23 protein-coding genes are annotated in these 26,989 nt (G+C 51.3%); 6 read left to right on the forward strand and 17 right to left on the reverse strand.

Going from position 1 to position 26,989, the window contains the following annotated elements; all coding sequences use genetic code 11:
- Window positions 1-2: 2 nt before the first annotated feature.
- From sucC to sdhC, 8 genes are all read right to left on the reverse strand, one after another.
- Window positions 3-1,169 (reverse strand): ADP-forming succinate--CoA ligase subunit beta, encoded by a 1,167-nt coding sequence (gene sucC, locus ACJJJA_RS17540; RefSeq protein ID WP_252082922.1) that lies wholly within the window; start codon window positions 1,167-1,169, stop codon window positions 3-5.
- A gap of 162 nt (window positions 1,170-1,331) precedes the next feature.
- Window positions 1,332-2,774, reverse strand: coding sequence for a dihydrolipoyl dehydrogenase (gene lpdA, locus ACJJJA_RS17545; protein ID WP_252082924.1), 1,443 nt, complete (start codon window positions 2,772-2,774; stop codon window positions 1,332-1,334).
- A gap of 64 nt (window positions 2,775-2,838) precedes the next feature.
- Window positions 2,839-4,032, reverse strand: a complete 1,194-nt coding sequence (gene odhB / locus ACJJJA_RS17550; protein ID WP_444884076.1) for a 2-oxoglutarate dehydrogenase complex dihydrolipoyllysine-residue succinyltransferase — start codon at window positions 4,030-4,032, stop codon at window positions 2,839-2,841.
- A gap of 46 nt (window positions 4,033-4,078) precedes the next feature.
- Window positions 4,079-6,907: a 2-oxoglutarate dehydrogenase E1 component gene (locus tag ACJJJA_RS17555; RefSeq protein ID WP_252082927.1), complete on the reverse strand. Its 2,829-nt coding sequence runs from the start codon at window positions 6,905-6,907 to the stop codon at window positions 4,079-4,081.
- A gap of 207 nt (window positions 6,908-7,114) precedes the next feature.
- Window positions 7,115-7,819, reverse strand: a complete 705-nt coding sequence (locus ACJJJA_RS17560; protein ID WP_252082928.1) for a succinate dehydrogenase iron-sulfur subunit — start codon at window positions 7,817-7,819, stop codon at window positions 7,115-7,117.
- Window positions 7,820-7,838: 19 nt separating this feature from the next.
- The gene (gene sdhA / locus ACJJJA_RS17565) at window positions 7,839-9,611 is read right to left on the reverse strand and encodes a succinate dehydrogenase flavoprotein subunit (protein ID WP_252082930.1); all 1,773 of its coding nucleotides are present in this window, start codon (window positions 9,609-9,611) and stop codon (window positions 7,839-7,841) included.
- 3 nt (window positions 9,612-9,614) lie between these two features.
- Window positions 9,615-9,983, reverse strand: a complete 369-nt coding sequence (gene sdhD, locus ACJJJA_RS17570) for a succinate dehydrogenase, hydrophobic membrane anchor protein (protein WP_252082931.1) — start codon at window positions 9,981-9,983, stop codon at window positions 9,615-9,617.
- Window positions 9,977-10,351, reverse strand: coding sequence for a succinate dehydrogenase, cytochrome b556 subunit (gene sdhC, locus ACJJJA_RS17575; RefSeq protein WP_252082932.1), 375 nt, complete (start codon window positions 10,349-10,351; stop codon window positions 9,977-9,979). Before sdhC ends, sdhD begins: the two co-directional genes overlap by 7 nt.
- 442 nt (window positions 10,352-10,793) lie before the next feature.
- Between sdhC and gltA the strand changes: the two genes are divergently transcribed.
- From gltA to ACJJJA_RS17600, 5 genes are all read left to right on the forward strand, one after another.
- Window positions 10,794-12,083, forward strand: a complete 1,290-nt coding sequence (gltA, locus tag ACJJJA_RS17580; RefSeq protein ID WP_252082934.1) for a citrate synthase — start codon at window positions 10,794-10,796, stop codon at window positions 12,081-12,083.
- Window positions 12,084-12,401: 318 nt separating this feature from the next.
- A complete protein-coding gene (locus tag ACJJJA_RS17585; protein WP_252082936.1) occupies window positions 12,402-12,938 on the forward strand; it encodes a hemerythrin domain-containing protein in 537 nt (178 codons plus the stop codon).
- A gap of 699 nt (window positions 12,939-13,637) precedes the next feature.
- Window positions 13,638-15,668 carry an FAD-dependent oxidoreductase gene (locus ACJJJA_RS17590; protein ID WP_444902907.1) on the forward strand — a complete coding sequence of 677 codons (2,031 nt, stop codon included), beginning with the start codon at window positions 13,638-13,640 and terminating at the stop codon, window positions 15,666-15,668.
- On the forward strand, window positions 15,669-17,021 hold the full coding sequence (locus ACJJJA_RS17595) for a cytochrome c3 family protein (protein ID WP_444902908.1): 1,353 nt from the start codon (window positions 15,669-15,671) through the stop codon (window positions 17,019-17,021).
- A gap of 12 nt (window positions 17,022-17,033) precedes the next feature.
- On the forward strand, window positions 17,034-17,582 hold the full coding sequence (locus tag ACJJJA_RS17600; protein WP_252082940.1) for a Tll0287-like domain-containing protein: 549 nt from the start codon (window positions 17,034-17,036) through the stop codon (window positions 17,580-17,582).
- Window positions 17,583-18,171: 589 nt separating this feature from the next.
- Here the strand turns inward: ACJJJA_RS17600 and ACJJJA_RS17605 are convergent.
- A complete protein-coding gene (locus ACJJJA_RS17605) occupies window positions 18,172-18,381 on the reverse strand; it encodes a DUF3820 family protein (protein ID WP_252082941.1) in 210 nt (69 codons plus the stop codon).
- Window positions 18,382-18,533: 152 nt separating this feature from the next.
- Between ACJJJA_RS17605 and ACJJJA_RS17610 the strand changes: the two genes are divergently transcribed.
- Window positions 18,534-18,803 carry a YMGG-like glycine zipper-containing protein gene (locus tag ACJJJA_RS17610; RefSeq protein WP_444886930.1) on the forward strand — a complete coding sequence of 90 codons (270 nt, stop codon included), beginning with the start codon at window positions 18,534-18,536 and terminating at the stop codon, window positions 18,801-18,803.
- Window positions 18,804-18,945: 142 nt separating this feature from the next.
- Here the strand turns inward: ACJJJA_RS17610 and ACJJJA_RS17615 are convergent, their stop codons facing one another.
- From ACJJJA_RS17615 to ACJJJA_RS17650, 8 genes are all read right to left on the reverse strand, one after another.
- On the reverse strand, window positions 18,946-19,131 hold the full coding sequence (locus ACJJJA_RS17615) for a hypothetical protein (RefSeq protein ID WP_252082943.1): 186 nt from the start codon (window positions 19,129-19,131) through the stop codon (window positions 18,946-18,948).
- A 663-nt stretch (window positions 19,132-19,794) separates the two neighbouring features.
- Entirely contained in the window at window positions 19,795-20,487 is a 693-nt protein-coding gene (locus ACJJJA_RS17620; protein ID WP_444902909.1) for a MaoC family dehydratase, read from the reverse strand.
- A 67-nt stretch (window positions 20,488-20,554) separates the two neighbouring features.
- The gene (locus ACJJJA_RS17625; RefSeq protein WP_444902910.1) at window positions 20,555-21,268 is read right to left on the reverse strand and encodes a 4'-phosphopantetheinyl transferase family protein; all 714 of its coding nucleotides are present in this window, start codon (window positions 21,266-21,268) and stop codon (window positions 20,555-20,557) included.
- Between the two features lie 54 nt (window positions 21,269-21,322).
- Window positions 21,323-22,510: a hypothetical protein gene (locus ACJJJA_RS17630; protein ID WP_444902911.1), complete on the reverse strand. Its 1,188-nt coding sequence runs from the start codon at window positions 22,508-22,510 to the stop codon at window positions 21,323-21,325.
- A gap of 4 nt (window positions 22,511-22,514) precedes the next feature.
- Complete coding sequence (locus ACJJJA_RS17635) at window positions 22,515-23,312, reverse strand: outer membrane lipoprotein-sorting protein (RefSeq protein WP_444902912.1); 798 nt, start codon at window positions 23,310-23,312, stop codon at window positions 22,515-22,517.
- Window positions 23,302-25,647 carry an efflux RND transporter permease subunit gene (locus ACJJJA_RS17640; protein WP_444902913.1) on the reverse strand — a complete coding sequence of 782 codons (2,346 nt, stop codon included), beginning with the start codon at window positions 25,645-25,647 and terminating at the stop codon, window positions 23,302-23,304. The genes ACJJJA_RS17635 and ACJJJA_RS17640 overlap by 11 nt, the downstream gene beginning before the upstream one ends.
- The gene (locus tag ACJJJA_RS17645) at window positions 25,644-26,711 is read right to left on the reverse strand and encodes a flavin-containing monooxygenase (protein WP_444902914.1); all 1,068 of its coding nucleotides are present in this window, start codon (window positions 26,709-26,711) and stop codon (window positions 25,644-25,646) included. The genes ACJJJA_RS17640 and ACJJJA_RS17645 overlap by 4 nt, the downstream gene beginning before the upstream one ends.
- The gene (locus ACJJJA_RS17650; protein ID WP_444902915.1) at window positions 26,711-26,983 is read right to left on the reverse strand and encodes an acyl carrier protein; all 273 of its coding nucleotides are present in this window, start codon (window positions 26,981-26,983) and stop codon (window positions 26,711-26,713) included. The genes ACJJJA_RS17645 and ACJJJA_RS17650 overlap by 1 nt, the downstream gene beginning before the upstream one ends.
- Between the last annotated feature and the right edge of the window lie 6 nt (window positions 26,984-26,989).

Consider the following 26,989-nt stretch of genomic DNA (forward strand, 5'->3'; position numbering starts at 1 on the left):
GATTATTTACCCTCCGCAGCTTTAACCACTTGCTGAGCCGCATCGGTCAGGCTGGTCGCCGCGATAATGTTCAGGCCACTGTCGCTCAGAACCTTGGCGCCCAGGTCTGCGTTGTTACCTTCCAGGCGTACAACAACCGGTACTTTAACGCCAACTTCTTTTACTGCGCCCACAACGCCTTCAGCGATCATGTCACAGCGAACGATACCACCGAAGATATTGATCAGTACGGCTTTTACGTTCTCGTCAGACAGGATGATCTTGAACGCTTCAACAACGCGCTCTTTGGTCGCGCCGCCACCAACATCCAGGAAGTTAGCTGGCTTGCCGCCGTGCAGGTTGACGATGTCCATGGTACCCATGGCCAGACCAGCACCGTTTACCATGCAACCGATGTTGCCATCGAGAGCTACGTAGTTCAGGTCGAACTTGGCAGCGTGCGCTTCACGGGAATCTTCCTGGGAAGGATCGTGCATTTCGCGCAGGTCCGCGTGGCGGTACAGCGCGTTGCTGTCGATTACCACTTTGGCGTCCAGGCAGTGCAGGTTGCCTTCGGTAGTAATTACCAGTGGGTTGATTTCCAGCAGGGCCAGATCTTTTTCTTCGAACATTTTCGCCAGGCCGAGGAAGATCTTGGTGAACTGCTTCACCTGAGTCGGGTTCAGGCCCAGTTTGAAAGCCAGCTCGCGCGCCTGGTAAGGCTGAGCGCCTACCAGCGGGTCGATGGTGGCTTTCAGGATTTTTTCCGGAGTCTCTTCCGCTACTTTCTCGATCTCAACGCCGCCTTCGGTGGAAGCCATGAAAACGATACGACGGGTGGAGCGGTCAACAACGGCGCCAAGGTACAGTTCTTGGTCAATGTCGGTGCAGCTTTCAACCAGGATACGGGAAACAGGCTGGCCATTTTCGTCTGTTTGATAAGTTACCAGGCGCTCGCCCAGCCACTTCTTGGCAAACTCTTCAATTTCTGCCTTGGAATCTACCAGCTTTACTCCGCCAGCCTTACCGCGGCCACCAGCGTGTACCTGGGCCTTTACTACCCACTTATCACCGCCAATTTCGTCAGCCGCTGCTACTGCCGCTGCCGGGGTTTCCGCTGCAATGCCTTTGGAAACCGGCAATCCGTATGCCGCAAACAGTTGTTTGCCCTGATACTCATGCAAGTTCATAGTCAATACCAATTCACATGTGAAATGTGTTTATTAATTGCAGATCTCTCTGCACCTGAAAGACAAAACTCAAAATTTCCGTCGTTGCAAATTTTGAATTCCGCAAATGAAACCGGGGCGCTAATTAATCAATAATTAGTGCCCCGACATCGAAAAAACTTCTTACTTGCGCTTCTTGCGATTTACGGTGTGAATCGCATGACCGTTCACGCCCAGTGCCGCTTCTTTCACGGTCTCAGACAGAGTCGGGTGTGCGAATACGGTCATACCGATATCTTCGGCGCTGGAGCCGAATTCCATCGCGATCGCCACTTGCTGAACCAGATCGGCAGCAGACGGGCCAACGATGTGGGCACCCAGTACACGGTCAGTTTCCGCGTGAGCGATGATTTTCACAAAGCCCTGGGTATCGTTGGCGGCCATAGCGCGACCGTTGATAGCAAACGGGAAGCTACCTACGTTGTAGGGCTCGCCATCGGCCTTCACCTGCTCTTCGGTGCGACCAACCGCAGCGATTTCCGGGTGGGTGTAGATCACGTTGGGGATCACGTCGTAGTTCATCATTGGCTTCTGGCCGGCGATGCGCTCAGCGACTACAACGCCCTCTTCAGAAGCCTTGTGTGCCAGCATCGGACCGCGTACCACGTCACCGATCGCCCATACGCCCGGTGCAGAAGTCATGCACAGGTCGTTGACGTAGATAAATCCACGCTCATCCATCTTCACGCCGGCATCTTCAGATAACAGGCCTTCGGTATAAGGACGACGGCCAACGCAGACGATCAGCTTGTCGAAAGTTTCCTGGTGCTCTTTACCATCTTTGTCCTGGTAAGTAACAACCACTTCCTCGCCCTTCACTTCAGAGCCGGTTACGCGGCAAGCGAGGCGGATATCCAGGCCCTGCTTCTTGAAGATCTTCTGGGATTCTTTGGCAACCTGTTGGTCCATGATCGCCAAGAACTTATCCATCGCTTCCAGAACAACCACTTCGGAGCCCAGGCGATTCCATACTGAACCCAGTTCCAGACCGATAACGCCGGCACCGATAACGCCCAAACGCTTGGGCGTTTCAGAGAATTCCAGAGCGCCGGTGGAATCGACAATAATTTTGTTGTCTACCGGAGCGGGCGGAATATTTACCGGTACAGAACCGGAAGCCAGAATGACATTTTCGGCTTCGTAGACAGTGCTGTTGCCTTCGTCGTCAGTGACTTCCACTTTTTTGTTGGCCAACAGTTTGCCGGTACCGAAAATGGAGGTCACTTTATTGGCGGTGAACAGGCCCGCTACACCGCCGGTCAGTTTCTTAACGATCTCGCCCTTGCGCTCGATCATCTTGCTCACATCCATCTTGACCTTGCCGACTTCAATGCCGTGCACGTCGAGAGCGTCTTTGGCCTCGTGGTACTTCCAGGAGCTGTCCAGCAGTGCCTTGGAGGGAATACAACCTACGTTCAGGCAGGTACCGCCGTTAACGTATTTACCTTCCTTGTTTTTCCACTTTTCAATACAAGCAGTCTTCAGGCCCAGCTGAGCGGCACGGATGGCAGCGACATAACCACCAGGACCAGAGCCGATTACGATTACGTCAAATTTTTCCGACATGATCAGTTCCAGATATTTCTAATGCAGTGTGATCGAGGGGCCCGCAGGCCCCAGAACTTATTTTTTAAACTTCGAGCAAGATACGCGCTGGATCTTCGATCATTTCCTTGATCGCTACCAGGAAGCCAACCGCTTCTTTACCGTCGATCAGACGGTGGTCATAGGACAGCGCCAGGTACATCATCGGCAGGATTTCCACCTTGCCATTTACCGCCATCGGGCGCTCCTGGATTTTGTGCATACCCAGAATTGCCGTTTGCGGCGGGTTCAGGATTGGAGTGGACAGCAGGGAGCCGAATACACCACCGTTGGTAATGGTGAAGGTACCGCCAGTCATCTCTTCGATAGACAATTTACCATCGCGGGCGCGAACACCCAGATCGCGGATATTGTTTTCCATATCCGCCAGGCCCATATTTTCCGCATTGCGCAGAATCGGTACAACCAGGCCTTTCGGAGAGGAAACCGCTACACCGATATCCTGGTAACCGTGGTAAACGATATCGTTACCATCGATAGACGCGTTCACCGCGGTGTAGCGCTTCAACGCTTCTACCGCAGCTTTCACGAAGAAGCCCATAAAGCCCAGACGAGTGCCGTTGTGGGTTTTTTCGAACAGGTCTTTGTAGTTCTTGCGCAGGTCCATAACCGGCTTCATGTTCACCTCGTTAAAGGTGGTGAGCATGGCGGTGGACTGGGAGGCATCCAGCAGGCGTTCAGCAATACGCTTGCGCATGCGGGTCATCGGCACACGCTTCTCCACGCGCTCGCCCGGAGCAACAGCCACTTCGGCAGCAGCGGCGGGAGCAGCAGCGGCGGGCGCAGTGCCCGCCTTCATTACGTCTTCTTTGAGAACACGGCCACCCTTGCCAGTGCCTTCAACACCCGCCAGATCGACACCCTTCTCAGCGGCCATTTTCTTGGCGGATGGCATGGCAATTTTGTCGCCAGCAGCGGGGGCAGCCGCTTCGGCAGCCGGAGCTTCTGCTTTTTCTGCCGCCGGGGCAGCGGCCGCGCCAGCGCCCGCTTCAAACTTGGCAATCACTTCATTGGAGAGGACGGTATCGCCCTCCCCCTTGATGATTTCAGTCAGCGCACCATCGGCAGGTGCAACAACTTCCAGCACAACTTTATCGGTCTCGATGTCCACGATCAGTTCATCGCGGGACACAGCTTCACCGGGTTGTTTATGCCAGGTGGCGACAGTTCCGTCCTGAACAGATTCAGGGAAAGTTGGCGCTTTAATCTCGATCGTCATTTTTTCTGTTTCCTGAGATTGACTCTTCACTTATTACTGCCGCCGGTTACTTGACGGTCAGCGCCTCGTTGATGAACTTATTCTGTTCTTCAAGGTGCGTGGACATGTAGCCCGCCGCAGGTGCTGCGGATGGGGCGCGGCCCACGTATTCCAGATCCAGCTTCGGATGGGTTTCCGACAGTAGACGACGCAAGTGGTGCTGACTGGAGTACCAGGCGCCCTGGTTCATGGGCTCTTCCTGACACCAAGCAACACTCTTGATCTTCTTGAATGCGGATACCGCTTCCACAAACTCTTCGTCTGGGAATGGGTACAGCTGTTCGATTCGTACGAACGCAACATCTTCCTGTTCACGCTCCATACGGGCTTCCAGCAGGTGGTAGTAAACCTTGCCGGAGCACAGCACCAAGCGTTTCACTTTTTCTGGGTCTACGCCCTGGTCCTGGATCACGTTATGGAAGCGGCCTTCGGCCAGCTCTTCCAGGCTGGAGGTGGCCAGCTTGTGACGCAAAATCCATTTCGGGCTCATAATCACCAGCGGACGACGCATCGGGCGTACCGCCTGACGACGCAGCAGGTGGAAGATCTGTGCCGGAGTAGTGGCATTACACACCTGAATATTGTGCTCGGCACACAGTTGCATAAAGCGCTCTAGACGTGCGGAGGAATGCTCCGGACCCTGGCCTTCGTAGCCGTGCGGCAGCAACATTACCAGGCCACACATACGGCCCCACTTGTGCTCACCGGAAGTGATGAACTGGTCGATTACTACCTGGGCACCGTTGGCGAAATCACCGAACTGAGCCTCCCAAACCACCAGGGATTTTGGTGTAGTGGTGGCGTAGCCGTATTCAAACGCCAACACCGCCTCTTCAGACAGCAGCGAGTCGTAGATGTAGAAAGGCGGCTGGTCTTCGAACATATGCTGCAAAGGCACATAGCTCTGGCCATCTTTCTGGCTGTGAATCACCGCATGACGGTGGGAGAAGGTTCCGCGACCCACATCCTCACCGGTAAAGCGGACCATAAAGCCCTCTTCCAGCAAAGTGCCATAAGCCAGTGTTTCCGCCATGCCCCAGTTCAAGGGCAGTGCGCCACCGGCCATCTTGCGGCGGTCATCGTAAATCTTGGAGACCTGGCGCTGCATCACAATGCCATCGGGCACAGCGGTCATACGGTTGGCCACATCCTGCAACTTCGGCAACGCATAGCCAGTATCTGCAGCTACTTGCCAGTCGTGGCCCAGGTAGGGGCTCCAATCTACAAACATGGAGGAGTCCGGCTGCTTCACCAAGCCGGTGGCCACGTCCTCACCCGCATCGAGTTTATCGCGGTAGTCGTTGGCCAGCTTGTCCGCGGCAGCCTTATCGAGAATGCCCTCACCCACCAGCTTCTCGGAGTAGAGGGTACGGGTAGTTTTATGCTTGCGGATAGTCTGGTACATCAGCGGCTGGGTACCAGAGGGATCATCGGTCTCGTTATGGCCGCGACGACGGTAGCAAACCAAATCGATAACGATGTCTTTCTTAAATTCGTAGCGGTAGTCCACCGCCAGCAGCGCGGCCAATACGACCATTTCCGGGTCGTCGCCGTTTACGTGCAGCACCGGCGCATCGATCATCTTAGCCGGATCGGTAGAGTACTCGGTGGAGCGAGCATCTTCGCGCTTGCTGGTGGTAAAGCCCACCTGGTTGTTCAGTACGATGTGCACAGTACCACCGGTGTAGTAACCGCGGGTCTGAGACATCTGTAGGGTTTCCTGCACCACACCCTGACCGGCAAAAGCCGCGTCGCCGTGGATGTTAATCGGCATTACTTTCTCACCAGTCCCGTCTTTACGACGGTCCTGGCGAGCGCGTACAGAACCAACCACCACAGGCGCACTGATTTCCAGGTGCGACGGGTTAAAGGCCAGCGCCAGGTGTACTTCACCACCGGGAGTCATTACGTTGGAGGAGAAGCCCTGGTGGTATTTCACGTCGCCGGAGGTATCCAGAGTTTTCTTGCCCTCGAACTCTTCGAACAGGTCCGATGGGTTTTTACCGAGGATATTCACTAGGGTATTCAGACGGCCACGGTGGGCCATGCCGATCACGATTTCCTTCACCCCGTAGGTACCGGAGCGGCGGATCAGGGCGTCCATCATCGGGATCAGACTCTCACCACCCTCGACACCAAAGCGCTTGGTACCCGGGTATTTGGAATCCAGATGGCGCTCCAGGCCCTCTGCTGCAGACAAGCGCTGCAGGATTTCAATCTGGATATCGGTGCCGAAGTTGGCCTTGGACTGGCTGCGCTCCAGGCGCTGCTGAAACCACTGCTGCTCTTCCAGATTGGAGAGATGCATGATCTCTGCACCCAGATTGCCACAGTAGGTGCGCTCCAACCCCTCTACGATCTCACGCAGGGTCGCCTCTTCTTTGCCGAGGAACAGGCTACCGGTATTGAAGGTGGTATCGAAATCACCCTCAGTCAGGCCGTGGTAGCTCAACTGTAAATCGGGCACCTGCTCGCGGGCCATCAGGCCGAGCGGGTCCAGGGTCGCTTTCTTATGGCCGCGATGGCGATAGGAATCGATCAGCTGCAGAACTTTAATCTGCTTGCGCTCGTGTTCGATATTGACGGAGCCGGAACCGGGCGCCGCTACTGGGCGCGCGCGGTGTTTGCTGAGCAGCTCGAAGTGCTGGCGCACTGCGGCGTGAGAGACATCGCTGCTGCCCTCAACGCGGGGGAGGCTGTCGAAGTAATTGCGCCACTCCTCCGGTACACCGTTGGGGTCGTGCAGATAGGTCTCGTAAAGCTCCTCCACATAGGCAGCATTGCCCCCGGAGATATGGGAGCTACGCCACAGCTGCTCCATGGTACTTTCGTGCATTTTGATGCCTACCTCGATTGCAGTGGACTCTCATCGCTACAGCCACTGCGCTTTCCTTCACTCACAAAAGGGGAGGCGCACAAAGCCACCTCCCCTTTTTAATTTAATACCGACCGGAGCCGGCTTTTGTATTAGATAAGCGCCCTACCTGGCACCGGGCCCACCAAAGGTGAGCCCTGAAGACTGCTTTGCAGCCTTCATTAATCCCTATACAGCACGCGTCAGCAGCATATTGCGAATATGGCCAATGGCGCGAGTCGGATTCAAACCCTTAGGACATACGTTGACACAGTTTTGAATACCGTGACAACGGAACACACTGAAGGGGTCGTCCAGGTTGGATAGACGCTCGTCAGTGGCCAGGTCGCGGCTATCCGCCAGGAAGCGGTAAGCCTGTAGCAGGCCGGCCGGACCGATAAACTTGTCCGGGTTCCACCAGAAGGACGGACAGGCGGTGGAGCAGCAGGCACACAGGATACACTCGTACAGACCGTCGAGCTTTTCGCGATCCTCTGGGGACTGCAGGCGCTCAATCGCCGGTGCCGGAGTGTCATTCTGCAGATACGGCTCAATCTTTTTGTACTGCTCGTAGAACTGTTCCATATCCACAACCAGGTCGCGAATCACAGGCAGGCCCGGCAGCGGACGCAGAATCAGTTTACCCTTGGGGGCAGCTTCAGACAGTGGCGTAGTGCACGCCAGGCCATTGCGGCCGGAAATATTCATACCGTCGGAACCACACACACCTTCGCGGCAGGAGCGGCGGAAGGACAGGGTCGGATCCTGAGCCTTGAGCAACTCCAACACGTCCAACACCATCAGGTCCTTGCCCTGGGTGTCGAGCTGGTAGTCCTGCATGTAAGGCGCTTTATCAGTTTCCGGGTTGTAACGGTAAATGCTTACTTTCAACATACTCTATTCCGCTCCCGAATCAGTAGGTCCGAGCTTTCGGTTCAAAGGCTTCCATGGTGGTCGGTGCGAAGTTTACCGCACGCTTGCCCACACGCTTCTCAGTTGGGAAGTACATGGAATGACACAGCCAGTTTTCATCATCGCGCTCCTGGAAGTCTTCGCGGGCATGGGCACCGCGGCTCTCAGTGCGGGTCTCCGCGGCAATCGCGGTGGCCTCGGCAACTTCCAGCAGGTTCTGCAGCTCCAGGGCTTCGACACGGGCAGTGTTAAAGGCACGGCTTCTGTCATCCAGGCGTACATTCTCAATACGCTCACGCAGGTCAGCCAGCTTCTTCACACCTTCCGCCATGTAGTCGCCGCGGCGGAATACGCCGAAGTGATTCTGCATTACACCTTGCAATTCTTTGCGCAGGTCCGCAGCTTTCTCACCGGTTTCGTTGGTTTCCAGACGGTTCAGACGCGCCATCGCCGCCTCCAGATCGGACTCGGAAGCTTCGCGGTGCTCGATACCTTCACGCAGCGCCTTCTCGATAAACAGCCCGGATGCGCGGCCGAATACCACCAGGTCCAGCAGCGAGTTACCACCCAGGCGGTTAGCGCCGTGTACAGATACACAGGCAACCTCACCACAGGCGTAGAAGCCATCGATGATCTGGTCGTTGCCCGCAGCGTCCTGGGTCAAGGCCTGGCCGTGAACGTTGGTCGGAATACCGCCCATCATGTAGTGACAGGTGGGAACAACCGGAATCGGCGCCTTAACTGGGTCGACATGGGCAAAGGTCTTGGACAACTCACAGATACCGGGCAGACGGCTGTTGAGCAAGTCTTCGCCCAAGTGATCAAGCTTCAGGAACACGTGATCGCCCTCGGGGCCACAGCCGCGGCCATCGAGAATCTCAAGTACCATGGAGCGGGCTACAACATCGCGAGAAGCGAGGTCCTTAGCGTTGGGCGCGTAACGCTCCATAAAACGCTCGCCGTCTTTGTTGATCAGGTAGCCACCCTCACCACGACAACCTTCGGTCACGAGTACACCGGCACCGTAAATACCAGTCGGGTGGAACTGCCACATCTCGATGTCCTGTACAGGCATACCTGCGCGCAGGGCCATACCGACACCGTCGCCGGTGTTGATGTGTGCGTTAGTGGTGGAGGCGAAGATACGGCCGGCACCACCGGTAGCGAATACTGTCGCCTTGGACTTAATAAACACCACTTCGCCATCTTCGATGCACATGGCGATCACACCCACCACGGCACCGTCCTGGTTCTTCACCAAGTCAATCGCAAACCACTCGTTCAAAAACTCGGTTTGGTGCTTAACATTATTCTGGTACAGCGTGTGCAGGAGTGCGTGGCCAGTACGGTCGGCGGCAGCACAGGTACGGGCTGCCTGGCCACCGCGGCCGAAATCTTTGGACTGACCGCCGAATGGGCGCTGATAAATACGGCCTTCCTCAGTTCGGGAGAAAGGCAGGCCCATGTGCTCCAGCTCAAATACCGCTTCGGGGCCTACAGAACACATGTATTCAATCGCTTCCTGGTCACCGATATAGTCGGAGCCTTTAACGGTGTCATACATGTGCCAGCGCCAATCATCATTGGGGTCAGAGCTGGCAATCGCACAGGTAATACCACCCTGGGCGGATACCGTGTGAGAACGGGTTGGGAATACCTTGGTAATTACCGCAGTTTTATAGCCGGACTGGGCCATCTGCAGAGCCGCGCGCATACCAGCACCGCCGCCACCAATCACAATCCCGTCAAAAGAAATAGTACGCATGTTCGCCATTGCTTATACACCCCAAAGAATTTCAATGCCCCACACCGTGTAAAGCACGGCAACCGCAGCCAGAATCACTTCTACGAACAGGCGCAGAACAGTGGCCTTACCGCCCATCACCCGGTTGGTGATGTAGTCGGTAACCACAGACCAGAGGCCGATCCAGGCGTGAATCACGGTGGACAGCAAGGCAACCAAGCTGAATACACGCATCCAGCGCTGGGCGAACAATTCAGACCAGGCCTGGTAGCCGAAGTCTTTGGTGAAAAAGATAAAGCCCACTATAAAGAGGACATAAGCGAGCAGTATTACTGCGGTAACGCGCTGGTAGAGCCAGTCGAATGTGCCGCTACGGCCGAAGCTAGTTACTGTTCTTACCACAACCATACTCCCACTAAAAGAATAAGGATTACACTCACCACCAGCACGGCAATTGCGCTGCGGCGACCACCTTCGAGGCTCTCACCCATACCCATATCCATAAACAGGTGACGCACACCGGCCAGCAAATGGTAAATAAGAGCTGCCAGGGAGGCCCACAGGATGAGCTTGGCTGGAATACTGTTAAATGCTGCCGCCATATCGGCAAAGCCCTGTTCGGATTCCAGGCTGGCATCGAGCATGCAGAGCAGCAACGCCACAACGGCGAAGAGCACCACACCGGATACACGGTGCAAAATGGAAACCAAAGCGGCAGCGGGAAGCTTTATAGTGGAAATGTCTAAATTGACAGGTCTGTTTTTGTTCACAGGAAAAACACCTTGTTGCCCTGAACGACCGGGCGCCCGTTAGCTTTTCAAATTGGGAGGGACGAGCTGCTTGCTGATCACTTTGCACTCGACCTGATGAAGCCTTGTACAAAGTAGCCGTACCATGGCGCAAGCCGCGCGGATTATAGGCATTCGATAGTCAAAACACAACGAACGCCTAGGAATACGCCACCTCAGCACACCCCGCAGGCACAGGATTTAGCTCAACGGGATTTCCGCAGATTTTTGCGCCCACGACCAGGCAAAAGCTCTACCAGCCCACGCTGTCGCCGAATATCCTGTTGCCGGCCGACTGGCCGTCCACCCCTTTGGGTTTGACAATTTGCGGCGCGGCACTTAAGTTTGGCCCCGCTCAAAAGGCCGCCAGCACCCGAAAACACTAGGAAAAGGCCGCCATAAGAACAGTTTTTAGGAGTCCGCAATGTCCGATAAAAAAGCGCACCTCACAGTCGATGGTATCGACGGCGCTCTTGAGATGCCCGTTCGCTCCGGCACCCTCGGCCCCGATGTGATCGATGTCGGCGGCCTGACCAGCAAAGGCTTTTTCACCTACGACCCGGGCTTCGTATCTACCGCCTCATGTGATTCCAAGATCACTTTTATTGATGGTGGCAAAGGCCAATTATTGCACCGGGGCTACCCCATCGAGCAACTAGCAGAAAAATCCGACTATCTGGAAACCTGCTACCTGCTGATGAATGGCGAACTGCCCAATGCAGAAGAAAAGAAGAAGTATGTAGACACTATTATGTCTCACACCATGGTTCACGAATCCCTGGTGAGTTTCTTTAAAGGCTTCCGTTACGATGCCCACCCGATGGCGATGATGTGTGGCGTAGTGGGTGCTCTCGCCTCCTTCTATCACGACTCCCTGGATATCACCAATCCGGAGCACCGCGAGATTTCCGCGCACCGCCTGATTGCCAAGATGCCAACCTTGGCAGCCATGTGCTACAAGCACTCCCAAGGCATGCCCTTCATGTACCCGGACAATAGCCGCAGCTATTCCGAGAACTTCCTGCACATGATGTTTGGCAATCCCTGCGAGCCCAGCAAGATCGATCCGGTTGTCGCCAAGGCAATGGACATCATCTTCCTGTTACACGCTGACCACGAGCAAAACGCCTCCACCTCGACCGTGCGCCTGGCGGGCTCCTCTGGCGCCAACCCCTTCGCCTGCATCTCCTCCGGTATCGCCACCTTATGGGGACCCGCTCACGGCGGCGCCAACGAGGCAGTACTGAACATGCTGCAGGAAATCGGCGATGAGAGCCGTATCGACGAATTCGTGAAGCGCGCCAAAGACAAGAATGACCCCTTCCGCCTAATGGGCTTTGGTCACCGCGTCTACAAGAACTTCGATCCCCGCTCCCGCGTAATGCAGGGCATCTGCGATGAAGTTCTGGGAGCCATGGGTGCCGAGAACGATCCACTGCTGAAGATCGCCAAGAAGCTGGAAAAAATCGCCCTTGAGGACGATTACTTCGTTGAGAAGAAACTCTACCCGAACGTCGACTTCTACTCCGGTATTATTATGAAGGCTATCGGCATCCCCACCGATATGTTCACCGTAATTTTTGCCACCGGCCGCACTTCAGGCTGGATCGCACACTGGAACGAAATGATTTCCAACCCGTACAAAATTGGTCGCCCTCGCCAGCTTTACACCGGCTATGCCCAGCGCGATTATGTTCCACTGGAACAACGCTAATAAAGCTCAAAATAAAAAACCCGGCAATGCCGGGTTTTTTATTTCCTGAAATAGCCACCTGGAATTTAAAAATATTCAACAAAATTCAAATAACGCAATAACCCAGGCCCCCATTAATTGTGACGAGGTTCTCAATATTAAAATTCTCACCCTGATGCAACTCCCGCCACACAGAAAAACACCTGTCATGCAATGTAAAATCCGCGCCTCTCGGACCGGGTGAATTTGCTGTGTAGTTACCGCACCTCAGCGACTACCCGCCCGCGGTTTCCCTTACCCATACAACACACAAAATTAAACCTATTAAGGGCACAGCATATGCTTAGCTTTATCTCCGGCATGTTCAGAGGTAGCAAGTCCTCCGACAGCGTCGACCTGGAAGAAAAATATACCCGCAGCAACTATGCCAGCGCTAAAGGCAGCCGCACAATTTCTTACGACCCAACTCTGATCAAGGCCCTGGAGGACGATCACCGCCACTTAATTGGCATTTTCCAGCGTATGTGGTCCGAAGGCTTTGAAAAGCAAAACTATCGCCAACTGTCACAACTACTCACTCAATTTAAATCCGGCTTCCAGGCACACCTGATAAAGGAAAATGTTCGCTTCTACGTCTATCTGGAGCAGGCCCTCGCCGGCGATGCGCACACACTGCAGGTTGTAAAAGATTTCCGCACCGATATGAATGAAATCGCCAATGCCGTGGTGCAATTCTGCAAGCGCTACAACCATGAAGCCTTCACCCCGGAAATGGTTCGCGACTTTAAAATGGATTACCAAAAGATAGGTGAGGCACTCACTCGCCGCACCGCACTGGAAGAAAAAGAACTTTACGTTCTCTATCAGCCTTCCTAAGTATTTTCGGACTAGAGAGGTCCAGTTCGTTACTCAACATCTACAGGAATTAGGCGTGAGCCAATGAGTGAGTAACAACTTATTAAAAAATACTTTGAATGGATGTCTGCGACCCACAAGGACGGGGCGCAAACCTTTTCCCTTTAGAAGCCTGGCTCCAGGCCCTCACTGACTCAAAATATTTTTCTAAAAATCGCTTACCAACCCAAAAGCGTTAGACGCATACCCGACAGGTAAGTGAAAATTATTTTGGAATTATTTCGGATAAGCGCATCTAGCCCATAAGAGTGGGGCGCATATTTTTTAGCTTATTTAAAGCTACACCCCAGGGATAACCAAACTTACCCACCTAATAGGTATTGACAGTGAGGGCCTGATCGAAAATATTTCCTCAGCAAATAAAAAGTGGTAGTCACGATCAGGCCAGCTACTTTTTTTGCTAAAGCCAGCATCAAAAAAAGCGAACAATAACAACAACTTAAAAAAACTTTCCAGCCTGACCTCCCATACCTTCCTATTCTCTCTCGCGATTTCTATTCAACACTAGACGTTTATTTAATTTTGTTTAAACATATAGAAATTAGAATTTAAAAAAACTCATAACGGTGGAATATTGGCCTAGGAAGTTCTGAAAGCTTTGTGGCTTAAAACAAGAAGGACAAAAGGCCAGTAGTAAAAGCCGGGGGATTCGGGGGAAATATGACTGAACTAGAAAGTTCAGCTGCTCGTCAATATTCACCAGATGGCGCCCGCACCAGCGACAGCAGCTATCCGATTTATGTAATTGTAGGCACTGGACCGGTCGGGGTTCGCTGCGCACAAAAGCTGCTTGAATTCTGTGACGAAGCGCAAATTGTTATCTATGGAGCGGAAACAGAATCACCTTATAATCGTGTAAAATTATCTCAGTACCTCTCTCGCCATGTGGAACGGGAGGAGCTGGATAATCCCATCCTAGGTAAAACTGACCACCGACTCGCAGAATATATCGACCGTAAAATCGTCTCTATAGACCGTGTCAAAAAAACGGTAACAGATGCTGCCGGTAATATTCAGCCCTACACCAAGCTGATTCTAGCCACCGGCTCCAACCCCAAAATTCCCACAATACCCGGTGCAGGCTTACCCAGCGTTTACCCCTTTCGCAGCCTGCGCAATACCAATGATCTAATCGCCCTGCGGGAGCGGCACGCCGATATTTGTGTGATCGGCGCCGGCGCCCTGGGGCTGGAAGCGGCAACGGCTCTAAAAACACCGAAAAATACTGTCACGCTTCAATCCCGCGGAAAATTACTAAGTGGCCTTTTAGGCGAGGAAGGCGAAGAGTTTTTAAAATCCTCTCTTGCCGCCCTTGGTGTGCAGCTGAAAACGGGCTCAATTCTTAAGTCAATTGAGCAGCAGGAAGAAAAATCCCATTTACACTTTGAGGACGGCGAAAGCCTCAGCGTCGATGCCATTGTTCTTTGCACTGGTATTCAGCCGGAAGTCTCCCTTGCCCAAAAAGCCGGACTAAAAATCGATAGAGGGGTTGTAGTTAACGAATGGATGCAAACCTCCGATCCGAATGTTTACGCAATTGGTGAATGTGCCGAGTTTGATCAAAAGGTTTATCAGCTGGTTCGCCCCGGTTATGAACAGGCGGAAAGCTGTTGTTCACATATTCGCCGCGAACATGGCGGAGAGATTTTAGAGCGCCCCTACTCCGGCAGTTACACAGATATCCAACTCAAAATCGCCCATATTCCTTGCGCTATTATGGGAGACGTTGCCTCCGATAACCTTCACCAGCAGGAAAATTTACAGAGCCACGTTTTCCGTAATCGGTTCAAGGGTATTTATCGCCGGCTATTTGTTCAAAATGGGCGCATTCTCGGTGCTATTTATATTGGCAGCTGGGATGAGGCCAACAGCTTGCGCCAAGCGGTGGCTCAGGAGGAAAAAGTCAGCGCACAAGCGCTTAAGCAGTTTGCAGACGAGGGCCGTCTATTTGGCCAGCAGGCGTCAAACAGTATCAAGAGTTTTCCCGACAGCTACCTGGTGTGCCAGTGTAATTCCGTCAGCAAAGGGGAATTATGCAAGGCTATTTCCGAAGGCAAGCGCACGTTAAACGAACTGCAGCAGGCAACCACCGCCGGATCTGTCTGCGGCAGCTGCCGACCCTTAATGGCCGAGCTACTCGATACCCCTGCGCCTAATCTGGTTATGCGCCACGCCAAGGGTATATTAATCACTTCGATCATATCGTTACTTTTAATTACCTTGTCATTCCTGATGCCACCCCCGCCAATATCCAACTCGGTACAGGCCGGCCAATTCTGGGAAAAACTCTGGTACGACAACTTCTGGAAACAGGTAACCGGCTACACGATTCTCGCGCTGTGTTTTTTTACCGCTGCACTCAGTGTGCGAAAGCGCTGGAAAAAACTATCTTTCGGCCATGTGGATCACTGGCGTTACGCCCACAGCCTTACTGGGGTAGTTGCCGTGGTCGCACTTGCTGTGCACACAGGCTTCCGTATGGGGCAAAACCTCAACCTCGCACTCATGCTGGTCTTCCTTGGGGTTACTGCTACTGGCTCCCTTGTTGGTGTTTTTATGGCCCGCAACCATCACTGGACCGATCTCAGACTACGCGAACATCGCAAGTGGTGGTCACGCGTTCACTACGCCTTACTTTGGGCACTGCCGGTACTCCTCGCCTATCACATTCTTGCGGTTTATTACTTCTAAATGAAATCTTATCAATTTAAATTTTGGCATTACGGACTGCTATTGACCCTGGTTGTAGGTGCCTACGCTTCCTATAACCTAACGGCAGATGACAAGTCTTTATTTATAACTGGCAAGCCCACACATGGCCATCATCAGATAGAACTCGCTTGCACCTCTTGTCATACCGATGGGTTTTCAGGGGAGGAATCTATTCAGCAATCTTGCCTAAGCTGTCACGCAGAAGAATTAGAGCTGGCCGATGATTCCCATCCGCGCAAAAAATTTCTCGACCCTCGTAACGCCCAATTACTGGAAACCCTGGATGCACGCCAGTGCATCAGCTGCCACACAGAACACAAACAGCAAATTACTCGCGAAATGGGTGTCAGCCTGGCCGGGGATTTCTGCTTTCATTGCCACAGCGAAATTGCCGAAGAGCGCAGTAGCCATGAAGGTATGGGCTTCGAGACCTGTGCCAGTGCCGGCTGCCACAACTACCACGATAACGGCACCCTTTATGAAGATTTCTTAATCGCCCATGTCGGACAACCCGATCTGCTCGAGGAGGCAAAGCTTCCGGCCCGTACCGCCATGCAATCCTGGTTACAGGAACATCCCGATGCTCAGCCCCTACAGATGCAGCAGGCGGATATACAGGAAGAAACTGCAACTGTAGAAATCGCTGCGGCTTGGGCGCAAAGCCCCCATGCTCAAGTGGACGTGAACTGCAGCAGCTGCCACGCCAATGGACAAATGCAATTTACTAGTGCTGAGGTTGTGGAACAGTGTGCAAGCTGCCACAGCGAGCAACGAGAATCTTTTACCCAAGGTAAACACGGAATGCGCCTCTCATCCAAGTTGCCACAGGAATTTGTTCAACAAGTTGGTGCCATGACGCCACACCAGGCCTGGATACCCATGCAGTCTGACGCTTCCGGGGAACTCAGTTGCACCAGTTGTCACGGCCCACACGATGTCGACTTGCAGTTCGCTGCTGTGGAATCCTGTCTCAGCTGCCACAGCGATGAGCACAGCTTGGCCTACAAGGAATCGCCGCATTTCAATACCTGGCAATCAGATCCAGAAAACGGAGTTAGCTGTGCCAGCTGTCACTTACCGCGGGAAACCCACGGAGAACAGGTTGTGGTCAATCATAATCAGAACCACAATCTCCGCCCCAATGAAAAAATGTTGCCTGTCTGCCTGAACTGCCATGGAGCGGAGTTTTCCCTGGCAGCCATGGCGGACGAAAAACTGATCTCTCAGAATTTCAAGCATAAGCCTGCGGATAAACATGAAACGTTTGACTTAATCCGCGACCGCATTGCAAAAATTTCCAAAAGCAAAAATAAGCAAACACAATCCCAATAGGAGGGGAACACTATGCGTATTGCCGCTTGTTTTATCGCCGGACTGGCCCTACTCACTGGCTGTGAAAAAAACCAGGGCGTGGCACCGGAGCGAATGGCGGATGCTATCTTTGCCGTGATTGAGGCAGACAGAGCCAATTACACCAACAAGGTAGTTAACCGTTTGCAAAATGAGGAAAAAGTTCTGGATGCCGACGAGCACTGGCAGGATAAAAAATTACTGCCGTTGCCCGCACAAATGATGCGAATGGGTGCTGAGCGAGTCGCGGAAAAAGAATCTGGCTTCAGCTACGCCCTGCTGTCCCTATGGCCGGTAAATAAACAGAACAAGCCGCGCACCGAAATGGAAAAGCAAGGTTTGCAGTTTGTCATCGACAACCCAGGTAAAAACTTCTATGGCCGTGAGACACTCGGTGATACCGAATACTTTACGGCAGTTTATGCCGATGTGGGTGTATCCCCAGCTTGTGTCAGCTGTCACAATGACCACGCGGATAGTCCACGCGATAATTTTGAGCTTGGCGAAACTATGGGTGGTGTAGTTGTTCGTATACCGCTTTAATTTATCGCTTGAACTTTCTTAGCTGATCCAGCCCCCGGCAAATCCACTGCCGGGGCTCTCCCCAACGCTCTCTACATGTAACAATCAACGATTTTCTTTTATCCCACAGAGCTAATTGCAAAATTTCTCAGAATTCCAATATTTACCGATAAAATCAGCAAAATAATAAGAAGAAATTAAGAAAAATATTTTCAGTAAATACAATTAATTAGCGGCCGAATTCATTTCGACCGCTCCCTCTTTAATATGACTGGCTCTACTCCCGCTTTAACCTCGCTGAAATCATTCAGACCAGTGGTCACCCGCTGTGGGCCTATTTCCGGGCTAGTTCAGTCTCCATTACGGACCGCTTGTTGTTAACGCTTCGCTCCGCAAAGCTCACCTAGGCATTTACATATTAGACTCGCAACCTAGAATATCAAAATCAAGGTACTGGTATAACATGCTCTTAACCAAGCTAGTAGGCATTTTTTCCACAAAAAATCATGGAAAACGAAACAAAGAAAAGAGCAACCTAGGAGTTTTTAAAGTGGTCACTTGCTTAGATTTTTTTGACTTTTACCAAGAGACAACAATGAACATCTTCAGATTATTTTAACGGCGCAATCAGCCCTTCCAGCCCTTCAATTTTGATCTCCAATGTCAGAGCCATCAACTGCCCCAACTTCCCAGTAGGAAAACCCTCTTTGGCAAACCAAAGCAGGTACTCCTCAGGGAGATCAATAAGCACTCTACCCGCATACTTACCGAATGGCATTGGAGTTTGGGCAATATCAATCAATTGTTGCTTTTCAAACATCGCAAAATCCTTCAAATCTCTTATTTTGTGCTATACGCAGCCCACAGCTTAGATATTTGTTGCTGACTTATCTCCACCCTACACTGGCTGCGAAATTATTCGGTCTGTCTTACCGAATATCTATCCCTCAAGCATCACTGAAAGGGGTGACTATGCGTATCAAAGCGATTAAATACCTCAGCTTAACCGCAGTATTGGCCCTAGGCCTCGGCGGGCAAGGCTGTGCCAATATGAGCGATACCGACCGTCGCATCGGAACCGGCATCGGCGTCGGTGCCGTTACCGGCGCCCTAATCAGTGGAGGTCGGCCCGGTGGCACCGCAGCAGGCGCCGTGATTGGCGCAGGGGCAGGCTATCTCTACGATAGAGAAAGAAAACGCAGAGACTATTATCGCTATCGCGGACGCTACTATCGCTATTAATGTTTAATGGAGAATCGTCAGGCTCAGAGTTAATGCATGGCGTAACCCCTGGTGCGCCTAACGCACCAGGGGTGATCTGGGAAGAGAGTTACTAGGAAAATGAGCAAAATTCAGCTAGCTGCATGTTCTCTAGCGAGCCACTCTAAAGCAACTTAGTCTTGGTTTTTCCACAGCGCTCACAGCAATACTCTGTGACGAGCTTGCCCTGCTTAACATCAAACTTGCGCTCGGTAACCACTTTCCACTTGTGAAAACCTTCCCGGCAAAGAGTGCTGCCTTTGTGTTTCTGCCAGGTGGTTTTTCTTTTAAAAGGAATCACATCTCCCATATTAGTGTTCTCGCACAATAAAGTTTGAACACTAATTTTATTTTGGAACAATAAAGTTTGAACACTAATCACTTCAAGAGCCTAACTGTACCTTTGGGGTATCAAACAGGTGAGATAAATGAAGAGGTAAGTTGCTTCAAATTACACACACATACCGACAATTTTATCCTAAAAAAAGAAAAAATTAGATATAGCATACCAAAAAAATCTTTATTCAAAAAATTCTTTCTATTTATTTGCTTATTGGTTGGTTACACATCTAGCGCTCATACCTCATCATTACAAGTGAACCACTCGATCTTTGATGGAATCCATCTAGATTTGTAGCAACGCAGCCACTAATCCTCGGCAATGGAGCGCTCAGTCAGAAAGGTCAGAAATAGAAGAGTTATCTAGGTAGTAAAGACACGTCTAACGCCGCCCCCAGCTGTATTTCCCTACTTAACCAGGGAAATTAATAAACCCCAGCCCCCATAGCCTCTGAAATTCCCTATCAGATAGCAGGAATACACCTTTCGATAATCACAGATACTCAAGGTTCATATCTCTATCCAGAGATGGCTAATTCTGCGCTCTTGCAAGAGCGATCAATCGAGAATTACTCTCCTCCCAGATTGCCTATGATAATTATAAGTGCCGGGAGGGTGCGCGTGCATTTTGAATTCAGAAGTAAAGTTTCAGCACACTATCCGCAACACAAACCAGGCGACCTGAACCTTCAACCTCTACCTCAATATGATTGATCATTTCCACACTACGCTTCGATGGCACCAGGGACTTTAAAGTCGTACGAGCTCGGATACGATTGCCAGTCTTAACTGGATAAGGAAAACGCACCTGTTCAAGGCCGCAGTTTATAATCATTCTAGCTTCAGGGTAAGGCGGTTTTTCCGGATTGACAGCATCGGTGAGCTCGGGAATTAGCGATAGGACCAAAAAGCCGTGGGCAATTGTGCCTCCAAACGGCGATTCAGCCCTTGCTCGTTCTGGATCAATATGAATCCACTGGCGGTCTCCAGTTACTTCGGCAAAACTGTCAATGCGCGACTGGTTAACTACAATCCAGCGCCCAATATATATCTGCTGACCAATACGTGCTTGCCAGTCTTGGTAGAAAGCGATGGCCTTAGGGTTCTTAATGACTTGTAATTCACGATTGGTAGCAGGATCAACAACCGGCCCAGCTTTCGAAGTCCAGGAATTTTTAAGCAAGTTACTGATGTAATAGGACAACTGATGCAGGTGATTATCATGGGTGCTTTTGAGGTCCAAATTGTTAATCCGAGCCCTAAGCAACCTTTCCTTTTCCCTGATGTACTCGAGCACGTCCATCATCTCATCCTGTATTAATGACATTGAAGCAGCGTAACTGGACCTAAAATTAATTTTGTGCGGCAGCTACTTCCAACTCCACGTCTTGTTTCTAAAACGCCTTGCGGCTGAATAGGTTAAAATGGTTTGGTTCCAATCGACCCAAAGGCGACAACGCCGGCGACTCCATCGCTACACAAAGCCAATAGCGTTGCGCCAACGTGCAAAGGTTAAACCAAAAGCTCCCCCTTTCTCTTACCTTACACTCAAGCCACGTGGCTGGTTGCGAGTTAAGCAAAGATACAAGATCAAACTCGATCGTAGAAAAAGGCAGTCGAAGCCCCAAACCACACGCTTTGGACACAGACTCTTTAATGCACCAAACCCTTGTTAACAATTCACAGTGAGCAGCGCTTGGGATAGTCATTACCTGGTCATATTGCTCTGGACTAAGTAAATGCCTGAAATTTAGACCTGAGCCCAGTTCACGAGCAAGGGGCTCCAGATCTATACCTGGATCAACGGTAGAGCTAAGCGCAATCGCGACCACACCACTAGCATGAGAAATACTAAATTTTATTGGGGCCACACTTTGGTTTAAAACTCTAGGCCTGCCTTGCTCATCAGGGAAAATTTCCCAATCTGCCGGCAAAATACTTACGCCACTTTTAGTGGATAAAACATAACGCAGTAGGTAACGACCAAGCAGAAAATGTAGGCCCGCTGCTCGATTAACAATCCCACTATATCTTTTCTGCTCAGCCTCGCTAACTGTGGTGAAGACAGTTTGCGGATCATGCTTAATTAGAGTTTCAAACTCCTTCACGGTAGCAATCCAAAGACCTATATCCCTGTTAACTCCGGTCTTCATAGGGTCCGCTCAAAAAGAATAATGCAACTTAAACTCGATAAAATCCTCATCCCGTACTGGATACAGCCAAGTATCACTGCGGCCCGCATTGAGGAATAAAAACGCCCGAGTTTCGATTCTGAAATAATCGCTCAGGCGGTGCTCCAAACCTAAGTCGAGGTAATTGCCATGACTATCAAAGTCATAACTTATGACACCTCGAAATTCGCTGTCACCGGTCCCACCGAAGCTAGCTCTAAGGCCGACAAAGAGATCGTTCTGACCTAATGTTTCAGCTTGCTCATCCCTATCGTCGATTAGATATTCGGCGATCAAGGACAGATCCTGCATACTATCCGGTAGCGAATAAACCGGGTGCTCAAGGCCGACGTTTGCAGCAAAGAAACCCTGCTCCAGTTCGCTTCCAGTTTTCGCTTCCAACTTCAAGGTCGTGTCGCCGAGGAGATAAAGTGTATCCAGTAAGAAATTCTCGGTTTCGATGTAAAACGGGGTCAACATCGTCGCTGTAGGGCTACGCCTTACCAGTAGTGGCGCCCGCCTAGTGCCTCTGAAGTAACCGATCCCCGTTTCTAAATCACCAGCGTAAAAATGGCCTCGCAGAGCAACATCTCCACCTCTATTCGAGCTTTCAAAAAGTGCCCGGCTCGAAATCGGTAGTCCGAATGACGGGCGCTCTGGAAATTCTCGCTCACGAAAAGTTGGCAGATAGAATATCGATAGTTCGCCGTTATCAAAGCGCAGGCCTAAAGATGCGAAGGTCTGCCCCATCTTTTCCTTTCCGTCGACAGCTTGGCGCAAGTCAGCCTGATTAAGTACATTGACTATATTCAGAGATTCAGAAACGCCCCAAAAGAAAGTGCTAACACCGAGATTCAGCGATAACTGGTCACGGCGCCAGTGAAGGCTGGCTTGGCGGATATCGGCATATCGACGCTCCCCATCCTTCTCATCCCAGCTACCAAACAAGCGCAGCTTATAGCCAGTATCACCAATATCCCCCTCAGCATCAGCTTCAATTTCAAGTCCCGGTCCGAAGCGGTAGCTATCATCGATGGCCAGCGACTCCTCTTCTGCAAATATACGAGCCGTGGCCGCGATATCAACAGAATACTTGTCAACCTCGACCTCTGCGAGGGCCGGCATGATAGTAAGGCTTAGACACAGCTGCACCCAAAACGCTAAACGCAAGACCCCCATACCCTTAATCCCGGAGTGTATTGCGATGGAAATTCGCAACCGAGAGGCCGGTACCAAACTCGATGCGACTATAGCTTAAGATCGTTACGTTTCCACTCTGCTGATTATGCATAACCACCTCCATTGGCCTCCAATAACGATCATCGTAGAGGCGAAAATCCCTTGCGGAAAAAGTCTTGAGCAGCGTTTCCTTACGGTCGAAATAGTCTATACGGAAGATACGTCGAGCACTCTGATCAACCCAGACCCGCTGCCGGCTATATGCAGAGTGAGAGTCTTCTGGCACTCGGTCAATCACATCACAAACCAGGGCACCATCTTCGCATGATTCCTCTCTCACGTAGGTATAGCGGAAATCGTCGACCGCCTTATCAGACAAATCCTCGAACGAAAACTCACTACCGACGAACGCACCACTCTTATTGCGAGATGAGATCCTCTTAATACGAGAATAGGCAGGCAAATATAACCACTGCTTATCGGTATCCTCTAACTGCGGATGCGTTAGAAGCGCCGTGCCCCGGATATCAGCAGGAAAATTGAAGCGGATTAACGATTTGTCTCCACCCTCGTGACTCTCAAGTGAGCTGATCTGAAGTTCACGTCGAGTTTCATCTCCGGCCCTGTTGCGTAGAATCATCGTCAATTCGGCAACACTGTCGCCGTAACCAAGATCACGGTTATCCACTGCCACTGCGACGTCCCGCCCCTTTTGAGCATCGCTAGCAGCCCCTTGAACCGGCAAACCGATTAGGCCACAAAGTATTGTCACTGGAAGGAGGAGACGGTAATCAGTTCGCATTATTTAGTTCCTTGTCGGTACGAAATTGCAGGTTCGACGTACGTGTCCTGCGCATAAAGGTTAGAACCAATGCTGGTAGTAATATCAGGTCAAATACCAATGCCAACACAATGGACATCCCCGTGAGCATACCCATCTGGGCATTTTTCTCGAACGCCGAGGTCGACAATAGAAGGAAGCCTATCACTAGCAGCATTGAGCTGATCACGATCCCACCCATAGTCTTGCTAATGGTTTCGCTTACGCTATCTTCGGGACTGAGCCCCCGCTTTAGACCGTTGACATACTGATAGAGGAAGTGAACTGTATCATCGACGATTATGCCGATCGCCATTGCCGACACCCCGGCCAGCCCCATTGAGATCTGACCATTAACGAGATACCAAAATCCAAATGCTGCTGCGACTGGAAGCAGGTTTGGAACCAAACTCAATAGACCAATATCGAGTGAGCGGAATACCAACATTAACGTCAATGAAATCACCACAAACGCTAGCGAGGCTCCTTCAAGGAGACTTACAATATTTGATTGGCCAATGTGGGAAAAAATCACTGCGGGACTGCTGTGATAGATATCAATGGAGCGAGGTTGGTTTTGCAACAACCACTCTTCGACCCGTTTTTCAAAAGCAATTAAGCCCACCGAGCTTAGATTCTTTAATCGTGCAGTCAGTTTCACCGAGGATTTATTCAAATTCACCTGATGGGTCACATCACGACCAAACGGCAACGACATCTCGTATAGTAGGAACTGCTGTGCAGCGGTAATTGTATCGCCAGGTAACCGGTAAGAGTCCTCATCACCACCATTCATCAAACGGTTAAGATCCTTGATTCGGTGCAGGGGGCTTGCAGTTGTAAAAACTTCTGGCTGCTCATGTAGCCAGTCATCGAATGTATCAAGAAACTGTAAAAACTCTGGCTGAAACATACCGTTCTGCTCTGGTACCGAGAGCGAGTAATCGATTGTATAAATACCAGAAAAGTGGCGATCGATACGTTCAGAATCAGCACGGAAGGGCTGTGACTCATCAAAATAGCGGATTAAATCATCGTTTAATTGATTCAATGGACTGAGTGCAGCGACGCATAGGGACAAAGGTAGCATTAGCCACAATATCCGCCGGCGGTAAGCGATAACCCAGCCTGACAACAAAGCCATGCGATTAATCAGCCGGTTGGCACCTGTTTCCCGCGTTGAAAAACGAATACGCAACAGAAGCTGTGGTAGAACCGTAAACGACAAAAGTAGCGAGAAGAGCACACCTAAGGCAACTATATTGCCAAGATCTCGAAACGGCGGTGAGTCACTAAAATTCATCGCCAGAAAACCGATAATAGTAGTGACATGGCTCACCGCAATCGGCTTGAGATTGCGCCGGTAGGATTGCAAAACTGCTTCTTCACGACAAACACCACTGCGTATCTGGCGCTGAATATAGCTGAGGATGTGGATGGCCGACGCTACTATCACCGTGAACATGATGATTGGAGCCGATACTGATGGCGCGGACAATTGAATACCGAGCCAACCAGCTAGACCCAAAGATCCTAGCAGTGCCAACACTACTACCGTCAAAATAGCGCCACCTGCAGCAGGTGATCCGAGAATCAGAGCAGCGCTGACCAGCACGAAAAGGATCATCAACGGTATCAGCGTGATGAAGTCTTTTTTTGCCGCCTGGAAAAAGGCACCGTTCATCTCCACCACACCGGTGACAAAAAAACGATGATCCGGATATTCCATCTTGAATGACTGAATCAACTCATCGACAGCACCGGTAACGGCTAGCACTTCGGCCTTATGGTCTATCCCTGGCAACCGAATGGTCGCATTGATCGCGGTAAATCGCCCGTCCTTACTAACCAAATTGCCAACCAAGTCCCTCTCACTACTAGCGGCAGTTTCAATAAAAGCGATCCTTTGCGGCGTCAATTCGTCAAGCTCGTAGACGAACTCCTCAATCAAAATATCATCGTCTTCAGCAGAGCTATATGGGAAGTTCGTTAGCGAATCTACTCGAGAGACATGGGCCGTCCGCCACAACGCGCGCGTCATTTCATGTATAAGGCTCAGCGTACGCTGGTTGTAGATGTTGTCATCCACCGGTTCAATCATGATGAACACGTTATCAGTCGTGCTATAAGTATCTTGCATCTGCTCCAAGCGCAGTAGGTCACGATCGTTATCATCGAAGAAAACGCGATAATCACTGGCCAGCCCCATCCGTTTTAGGCCAACAGCCGACATCAATGTGAGCAACAGCACCAGCGCTAATAGCCACTTACTGGCGCCAGAGCGAATGATCCAATCGGTCTTTATATTTTTGTTCAAGGTATTTCTTTCCTTTCGGATAAAAAGGCTCGCAGCGGCGCCATTACTCGCTCTACATCCTTCTCAACCCCCATTACCAGCTCCGACGCTCGACAACTAAGCCATTTACGTCCCACTAAGAAAAGCCCAGGCTCTGGAGTCCTTCCATAGTTTTCAATGAAGCCCCTCTCATCGACACAGTGCGGCAACTTTAGCCAGCTCGTTCGGTCGCAATAGCCTGTTGCCCAGATCACTGTATCTATGTCACGCCAACCGACGGACTCGAAACGGATTTGACGGCCAGAGCACTCCAAAGCACGGCCAACAATCTTTACGCCTTTAGCCTTCAGCCGCCTATTGTTGTATTCACCACAGGGGACAGGGTTACGCTTTTTTAATATCTTCGCGATGAGGCTGTTCTTATCGGCGGAAAGGATACGCAAGCGATCAAGCCACCAAAAAATATCACGTCCGAACAAACGGTTGGGAGGCAGGCCACGTGGGGAACCCGTGGCCAACAACAGATTACAACGCCCCGCTAGCCGGTCCACGATCTGACGCCCAGTAGCACCATCCCCGATAACGGCAACAGTATGGCCATCAGAAATGACATCGGTTGAGGCGAGACTACCGTCTAGTTGCTGCACCTCCTCAGCAAGCTGGGAACTTATCGCCGGCACCTGCGGCACCTGATTAGCACCAGTAGCATTGACGATGCTGGCGGCGAGCAGTGAGGTGCCGTCGGCAAGGTCGACCTGAAAACCGCCGCTCGGAAGGCGATCAAGACAAACAACTTCACAGCCTTCCCGGATCTGAAGATCAAAGTGGTCTGCATAGCGGGCCAAATAATCAGCTATTTCTCCTGTGTTCGGAAAGCCCTCAGGATCGCCCGGAAACGCTAGTCCTGGCAGGGCACAGAATTGACGCGAAGTGAATAGCTTCATGCCCTCAAGCCGGTTACGCCAAACGTCGCCAATACTATCCCGTTCAAGCAGAAGGTAGTTGAGACCAGCCTGCTGCAGTCTTCGTGCGGTGTGAAGACCGAACTGGCCTCCACCGATAACTATGCAATCAAGTTCCGACATCAACCGCGCTCCAAAGCTGTTCCTAAAAAATTATTTTCGAGATGTGCCACAAGAGCGTTGATCGTTGGGTAGTCGAAGGCTAGCGTCGGATCGACGTCAACAGAGAGGTGGTCCTCCACCATAGTCGATAGCTGGACATGGTCTGCCGAGTCTAAACCTAGACTTGAGAAAGAGGTGTCACTGTGCTTATCAATCGAAAATTCTGGTGTCTTAGCAGCGATAAAATCTGTGATCTGTTCCACCAGGTTTTTCATTCTAAATTCATTCGTCATCTTATA

It is taken from the genome of Microbulbifer mixtoriginis (SeqCode) (assembly GCF_052466865.1).

What these genes read in the sequence shown, in the direction of transcription:
- sucC (WP_252082922.1), bottom strand. Translation starts at nt 1,169, where the DNA reads ATGAACTTGCATGAGTATCAGGGCAAACAACTGTTTGCGGCATACGGA.
- lpdA (WP_252082924.1), bottom strand. Translation starts at nt 2,774, where the DNA reads ATGTCGGAAAAATTTGACGTAATCGTAATCGGCTCTGGTCCTGGTGGT.
- odhB (WP_444884076.1), bottom strand. Translation starts at nt 4,032, where the DNA reads ATGACGATCGAGATTAAAGCGCCAACTTTCCCTGAATCTGTTCAGGAC.
- ACJJJA_RS17555 (WP_252082927.1), bottom strand. Translation starts at nt 6,907, where the DNA reads ATGCACGAAAGTACCATGGAGCAGCTGTGGCGTAGCTCCCATATCTCC.
- ACJJJA_RS17560 (WP_252082928.1), bottom strand. Translation starts at nt 7,819, where the DNA reads ATGTTGAAAGTAAGCATTTACCGTTACAACCCGGAAACTGATAAAGCG.
- sdhA (WP_252082930.1), bottom strand. Translation starts at nt 9,611, where the DNA reads ATGGCGAACATGCGTACTATTTCTTTTGACGGGATTGTGATTGGTGGC.
- gltA (WP_252082934.1), top strand. Translation starts at nt 10,794, where the DNA reads ATGTCCGATAAAAAAGCGCACCTCACAGTCGATGGTATCGACGGCGCT.
- ACJJJA_RS17585 (WP_252082936.1), top strand. Translation starts at nt 12,402, where the DNA reads ATGCTTAGCTTTATCTCCGGCATGTTCAGAGGTAGCAAGTCCTCCGAC.
- ACJJJA_RS17590 (WP_444902907.1), top strand. Translation starts at nt 13,638, where the DNA reads ATGACTGAACTAGAAAGTTCAGCTGCTCGTCAATATTCACCAGATGGC.
- ACJJJA_RS17595 (WP_444902908.1), top strand. Translation starts at nt 15,669, where the DNA reads ATGAAATCTTATCAATTTAAATTTTGGCATTACGGACTGCTATTGACC.
- ACJJJA_RS17600 (WP_252082940.1), top strand. Translation starts at nt 17,034, where the DNA reads ATGCGTATTGCCGCTTGTTTTATCGCCGGACTGGCCCTACTCACTGGC.
- ACJJJA_RS17605 (WP_252082941.1), bottom strand. Translation starts at nt 18,381, where the DNA reads ATGTTTGAAAAGCAACAATTGATTGATATTGCCCAAACTCCAATGCCA.
- ACJJJA_RS17610 (WP_444886930.1), top strand. Translation starts at nt 18,534, where the DNA reads ATGCGTATCAAAGCGATTAAATACCTCAGCTTAACCGCAGTATTGGCC.
- ACJJJA_RS17615 (WP_252082943.1), bottom strand. Translation starts at nt 19,131, where the DNA reads ATGGGAGATGTGATTCCTTTTAAAAGAAAAACCACCTGGCAGAAACAC.
- ACJJJA_RS17620 (WP_444902909.1), bottom strand. Translation starts at nt 20,487, where the DNA reads ATGTCATTAATACAGGATGAGATGATGGACGTGCTCGAGTACATCAGG.
- ACJJJA_RS17630 (WP_444902911.1), bottom strand. Translation starts at nt 22,510, where the DNA reads ATGGGGGTCTTGCGTTTAGCGTTTTGGGTGCAGCTGTGTCTAAGCCTT.
- ACJJJA_RS17635 (WP_444902912.1), bottom strand. Translation starts at nt 23,312, where the DNA reads ATGCGAACTGATTACCGTCTCCTCCTTCCAGTGACAATACTTTGTGGC.
- ACJJJA_RS17645 (WP_444902914.1), bottom strand. Translation starts at nt 26,711, where the DNA reads ATGTCGGAACTTGATTGCATAGTTATCGGTGGAGGCCAGTTCGGTCTT.
- ACJJJA_RS17650 (WP_444902915.1), bottom strand. Translation starts at nt 26,983, where the DNA reads ATGACGAATGAATTTAGAATGAAAAACCTGGTGGAACAGATCACAGAT.